Here is a 3,961-nt window from a genome sequence, read left to right on the forward strand (position 1 = left end):
CATGAGGAGGCCGTTTTTTGGAGGAAAAACATGAAGTATTTATCAGGATGTTTAATAACCCCATTTTTGTGGAACGCCCCGGCGCACCCGCCACACTCGACGACAAGGACTTGTCATTTCACGACGGCTGGGTCTAGGTGGTTTCTCTAGGGTGGGTTTTCCGGCGCGCAGGACTCTCCCGTGCGCTCCGTTCCCGCTTATCTCCTCCTTGCGCGCTTCCCTGGGAATCCTGAATTTCCGAGAAGGGGCTCCGAGAAGTGCCGTTGAACCCTCATGCCGGCGACGCTCTCCCGGAATGTGCAAAGGCCGCCACCGGACGTCCGGGAGCGGCCTTTCCAGAGCCTCCGGCGGGATCCCGCGGGAGGCGAAGATTCGGAAGCCGATCAGGCGGGCAGACCCGCCGTGAAGAGCACGATCGGTTCGAGGTGCGCGGGGAGCTTCATCGCGTCGCGGAGCGCGTCGTGGTCGAACGACGCGCGCACGCACCCGGCGACGCCCAAAGCGGTGGCGGCGAGGTAGCAGCTCTGGCCCATCGTGCCCGCGTCGACCCAGACTCCCTGCGGACGGGCGTTCTTCGAGCGCTCCATGTCGGCGACGAAGACGATCGTCACCGGGGCGCGCTCGACGTACTCGAACTGGTAGGCGGTGGAGACGCGGCGGACGTCCTCTTCGGCCGTCTGCTCGAGCGTCATGTCGGCGGCGTTGAAGCGCCAGGCGCCGTCCGCGCGGAGCACGTAGGCGTCGACCGCGCGCAGGTCGAGCGTCGAAGGCGTCGTGCGGCGGCCGTCTTCCGACGTGATCCCGGCGGCGGCCCAAAGGATGGCGGCCAACTTGTCGTCGGTCAGCGGATCCGCCTTCGGATCGCGGTTCGTGCGGCGAAGCTTCAGCGCTTCGCCCAAGGACATCGTCAGGGCGGCGGGTTCGGGGAGCTTGATGGTCTTCATGGTGTGTTACTCCTTCGGATGTGAGTGGATGTGGTGTTGCGGTCCTTGGTCGGGAGGTCGTGAGGGGCGCTTTCAAACGGTCCGCCCCAAAAACATCACGGCCCGGGCGGCGTCCAGGCGCCGCACTAGAAGGTTGACGGCGCGACGGAGCGCCTTCGCGTGTTCGGCTGCGTCCCCAGCGGGCAGTCGGATGCAGCCGCTCGAGCGGGGCGCAGGGGAGGGCAGGCCTTCGGGCGCTTCGGCCCGGCTGTCCAAGCGCGCGGGGAAGGCGTCTTCGAGGCACTGCACGCACCAGGGGTTCTCGTCCGGAATGCGTACGAGGCGGCACGCGTCGCCCGCCCCTACTGTGAAGCCGGGAACGGCGTCCGAAGAAGGCTTGTCGGTCAGCAGGGCTTCGACGTCGTGGCCGTCTTCTCGCCAGACGACGCGGCCTCCCGCCGATGCTCCGCCCGCTTCTTCAGCGAGTGCGGCAAGTGCGGTAAAAAGCTCGTTGAGCCGCGGGTCAATCGTCAGTCGGATGTGCGCTTCGCTCATACGGTGCTCCTTGAGGCCGGGGCGCTCTTGCGGTTGAAGCCTGAGGCGAGCGGTCGTTGCCCCGAACCGCGCGCCCCGACGGAGAGATTACTTCTGCAGCTGCCGGATGCGCCGCCGGTATGTGGAGGGTGACGTTCCGAACCAGCGGTAGCAGGTGCGGGAGAAGTTGGACGGATCCGAGAACCCGATCGTGTAGGCGATCTCGGTGATGCTCATCTCGGTGTGTGCCAATGCGTCGTGCGCCATCTGGCGGCGGTGCTTCTCGAGAAGTTCGCCGAAGGAGACGCTCTCCGACTCCAGACGCCGCTGGAGCGTGCGGGAAGAAAGGTGAAGGCGCGACGCGACGTCGCTGATCTTCGCGCTCTCGCCTTCGTCCAAAAGACGCTGAATCTCTTCCTCGACGCGGGCGGCGAAGCTGCTCTGGCGCACGCGGTTCAGGTACTGGACCGCGACGTGTTCGTTCGCCTCGCGCAGAATCGCGTTCGCGCTCGCGTAGGGCTCCATGATGTCGGCATAGGAAAACCGGATCGAGGCGGGCGTCTCGGAGTCCGTCTCCACGCGGCAGCCGAAGTATTCGTCGAGCCTCCTGCGGACCGCCTCCGTCGCGCGGGGCATGCGGATCGAGCCTTCGACGGGCGTCACCTTGTGCTGCGCCAACGAATTCGCCTGGCGCTGCACGAAGGCGATCACGGCCATCAGCGCCGCGTGGCGCGTTTCGTTCCCGTGGAGGGTGCGAAGCCGCAGGGTCGTCCCCTGGGCGTCGTGCGAGAGGCTCATGTCCATCGTGGAGGAAATCACCTTCCCGTAGCGGGCCATGAGGTCCAAGACCTGCGCGAGCGAATGGCACGTGACGATGGCGAGCCCCAGCCCGTGGAGCGCCGCCACCTGCATTTCCTGCCCGCAGCGAAGCCCCACGAGTTCGTCCCCCGTCGCGCTGACGATCGCATCCCAGAAGCGGCGGATGTTCATGGCGGGGTAGCGCGCTTCCGGCACGGTGAGAAGCGACGTGTCGAGCCCGGCGCGCTCCATGAGCGCCTCGGGGTCGAGGCCGTAGCCGCGGACGGTCTGGCAGATGGAACGTACCCAACTCGCGAGAATCGAGTCGCCCAAGGGCAGCGCGGTGTCGTCGGTGAGTGTCGTGTTCATGGTTGGGGAAGCTCCGTCCAGGGGTTGGGGAATGGGGTTTTCAAAAGGTCCAAACGGGATGGCCGGACGCTTTGAAAACGCCAGTCTACCGGTCCTTTCGGGCGGTGACTAGAGTACTTGCGCGGAAGCGCCTGCGGTTTCCCGCAGACGCCTCTCCTTTTTCAGGGCCGACCGGGGGATGCGTCGGCCCTCATGATCATTCCGCGTACTTGACGCCCTTTTCGGGAACGACGCGCGTACCGGCCTTGCCGGCCAGAATCTGGTCGATCTCCGAGAGCGCGCCGATCACGGCGGGCTTGCCCGTCTTTTCGACGAAGCGGCAGACCGCTTCGACCTTCGGGCCCATCGAGCCCTTCGCGAAGCCGAAGGCGCGAAGCGACTCCGGATCGGCTTCCGCGATCCGGCGCTGCGTGGGCTTGCCCCAGTCGACGTAGGCGCCGTTGACGTCGGTCGCGATCACGAAGATGTCGGCTTCGACTTCGGAAGCGAGGAGCGAGCTCGCGAGGTCCTTGTCGATCACGGCTTCGGCGCCGACGAGGTTCCCCTGTTCGTCGAAGTAGGTCGGGATGCCGCCACCGCCGCAGCAGATGACGATGTGGCCGTGCTCAACGAGCGTCTTCAAGGGCTTCAGACCCCAGATGCGCTTCGGTTCGGGACTCGGCACGACGCGGCGGTACTTGTCGTTGTCCTGGGCGATGGTCCAGCCGTGCTGCTTGGCGAGGCGTTCGGCCTCTTCCTTGTCGTAGACGGGACCGACGGGCTTCGTCGGGTTCTGGAAGGCGGGGTCCTTCGGGTCGACCTGGGTCTGCGTGAGCACCGTGGCGAGGGTCGCCGACTTCGGCACGAAGTTCACGAGTTCCTGCTGGATCATGTAGCCGATCATGCCGAGCGATTCGCCGCCGATCACGTCGAGCGGGTACATCGGAACGGGCTTGTAGGCGTTGTTCTGGAGCGCCAGGAGACCGACCTGCGGGCCGTTCCCGTGCGAGATGATGAGTTCGTTGCCTTCGTAAGCCTTGGCGATCTGCTCGGCGGCGATGCGCACGTTCGCGCGCTGGTTTTCACAGGTCATCGGTTCGCCGCGCTTCAGAAGGGCGTTCCCGCCCAGGGCAATCACGATACGCATGATGGGGATCCTCAGAAAAGAGTGCCGGTCCGGCGGCTCTGGCGGCCGGGCCGGCGAAAGCGAGAAAAGGAAAAGGGATGAAGATCGGGCGGCGGGTTCGTCCGGCCCGCCGCCCGGTGGGGCCGGCCCGGTGGTGGAATCCCGGGCGCGGCCTCAAGAGCTCAAAGGGCTTCAGTTCACACCGACAACGGCGGAGAGGAGCGCCATGCGC

4 protein-coding genes are annotated in these 3,961 nt (G+C 65.9%); all 4 read right to left on the reverse strand.

All coding sequences use genetic code 11. The annotated features are described in order from the left end of the window. Nucleotides 1-383 precede the first annotated feature (383 nt). Nucleotides 384-944: a nitroreductase family protein gene (locus tag HMPREF9440_RS05935; RefSeq protein ID WP_008542440.1), complete on the reverse strand. Its 561-nt coding sequence runs from the start codon at nt 942-944 to the stop codon at nt 384-386. A 72-nt stretch (nt 945-1,016) separates the two neighbouring features. Then, nucleotides 1,017-1,478: a hypothetical protein gene (locus HMPREF9440_RS05940; RefSeq protein ID WP_008542441.1), complete on the reverse strand. Its 462-nt coding sequence runs from the start codon at nt 1,476-1,478 to the stop codon at nt 1,017-1,019. Nucleotides 1,479-1,565: 87 nt separating this feature from the next. Continuing rightward, nucleotides 1,566-2,624 carry an AraC family transcriptional regulator gene (locus HMPREF9440_RS05945; protein WP_008542442.1) on the reverse strand — a complete coding sequence of 353 codons (1,059 nt, stop codon included), beginning with the start codon at nt 2,622-2,624 and terminating at the stop codon, nt 1,566-1,568. A gap of 196 nt (nt 2,625-2,820) precedes the next feature. Further along, nucleotides 2,821-3,750 carry a carbamate kinase gene (arcC, locus tag HMPREF9440_RS05950; protein ID WP_008542443.1) on the reverse strand — a complete coding sequence of 310 codons (930 nt, stop codon included), beginning with the start codon at nt 3,748-3,750 and terminating at the stop codon, nt 2,821-2,823. Nucleotides 3,751-3,961: the final 211 nt, after the last annotated feature.

The sequence above is a fragment of the Sutterella parvirubra YIT 11816 genome, from assembly GCF_000250875.1.
GTDB classification, from domain to species: domain Bacteria; phylum Pseudomonadota; class Gammaproteobacteria; order Burkholderiales; family Burkholderiaceae_F; genus Sutterella; species Sutterella parvirubra.